Raw genomic sequence first — 1462 nt, 5'->3', positions numbered from 1 at the left:
TTACTCAAAAAGTTAAAGAAATATTTGCCGAAAGATGTCAAAATATTAAGCAAGCAAGAGTTTATTAACTTTGAAAAAAATTATTGGGCAACCAGTACAGCTATTGGTTTTATTTTTAATTTGGGGGTATTTTTAGGATTAGTGGTCGGGATTGTGGTTGTTTATCAAATTCTTTATACCAATGTTGCAGAACACTTAGCAGAATATGCAACTCTAAAAGCAATGGGATATCACAATCGTTATCTTCTGTGGCTCGTCTTTCAGCAAGCTCTGATTATTGCAGTATTGGGTTATATTCCTGGCTTTTTATTAGGGATGATTCAGTATTATTTTACCCAAAAATACACCTTACTTCCCATTGAAATGACCCCTACTAGAGCAATATTCGTCTTTGGTTTAACCTTGCTCATGTCCTTGATTGCTGGAGCCACGGCTATTAATAAGCTCCAATATGCCGATCCTGCCGATATTTTTTAGAGTATGTTTGAAAAGGTTTACGGGTAGTGTGGTCATCTAGGCAAGCCGCCTCAACAGGAGTCGGCTCATACTGGGATAAATGAAAGCTGCGGAAGTTTCGGGTTAAGCTCATTTAAACCACTAATTGGCTATAACCAGTCTAGGAGAGTCATTTTTTATCGGTTATTTTTATCTCACATTCCTCGGGTTATCCTTTAGATCGGGATGTGATAGTTCTCTAAAGCTAATTTCAGTTGAGCAGGAATTGGAGTGGGTCTGGTTTCACCATCCTCTCGTCGCATACAGGCTGTTTGTTGTTCCCCTTTTGCTACTAATTCTTCACCTTCATCAGTCACTCGCCAATATTCAAATAACATGGTAATTCGGTTTTGTTTAATCTCTCCTAAACGCATCCGAATAATAACATGATCAAAGGCAAATAATTCGGACAGATACTCACAGGATACTCGAACCGTTACTAAGGCTAATCCTTGGCATAATTCTGTGATAATATCTGGGGCATTATCTTTGAGAAACATTTCTCGACAACGACCTTGCCATTGCACATAATTGGCATAATAAACATTACCGACTAAGTTAGTTTCTTGAAAACTGACAATGTGATGATATTCGTAGGCTTTCATAATGACTATTTAGCGATTTTTCGAGATTAACAACGGTTTTAAAAGAACGCTATTGACAATTGACCAATTTTGTCAGCTGCTTGTCCTCTACACATTTGCAATCATACCAGTCAATCAGAATAGTTATGATCTCAACTGCGATGACAAATTCTACTCAAATATGTCTGAACCGCGCTCTGGGTAGGCAAACCATATAAAGTTCATTTTGTCAAGGATTGTTAAGATGCGCTTACCCTGAGGGGCATAAAGTAGGAATTTTAAGATGATCATAGGTTATCCTGATAATGATAAACTAAACACAAGTTTTTTATTTTCTGATTATACCTCATGAATCAACCGTTAACTCGTTTTTCTCAAGAATG

Annotated in this window: 2 protein-coding genes; one reads left to right on the top strand and one right to left on the bottom strand. The window is 37.1% G+C overall.

The window, feature by feature from the left end:
- On the top strand, positions 1 to 477 hold a 477-nt coding region (locus PX636_RS19470; protein ID WP_288118372.1), incomplete at its 5' end, for an FtsX-like permease family protein.
- Positions 478 to 671: 194 nt separating this feature from the next.
- Here the strand turns inward: PX636_RS19470 and PX636_RS19465 are convergent.
- Complete coding sequence (locus PX636_RS19465) at positions 672 to 1100, bottom strand: acyl-CoA thioesterase (RefSeq protein WP_002795553.1); 429 nt, start codon at positions 1098 to 1100, stop codon at positions 672 to 674.
- Positions 1101 to 1462 lie beyond the last annotated feature (362 nt).

The sequence above is a fragment of the Microcystis sp. M53598_WE2 genome, assembly GCF_030067735.1.
In the GTDB taxonomy this organism is placed as follows: Bacteria; Cyanobacteriota; Cyanobacteriia; order Cyanobacteriales; family Microcystaceae; genus Microcystis; species Microcystis aeruginosa.
Note: the sequence above shows the minus strand (reverse complement) of the source record. Positions and strands in the feature narration are given on the sequence as shown.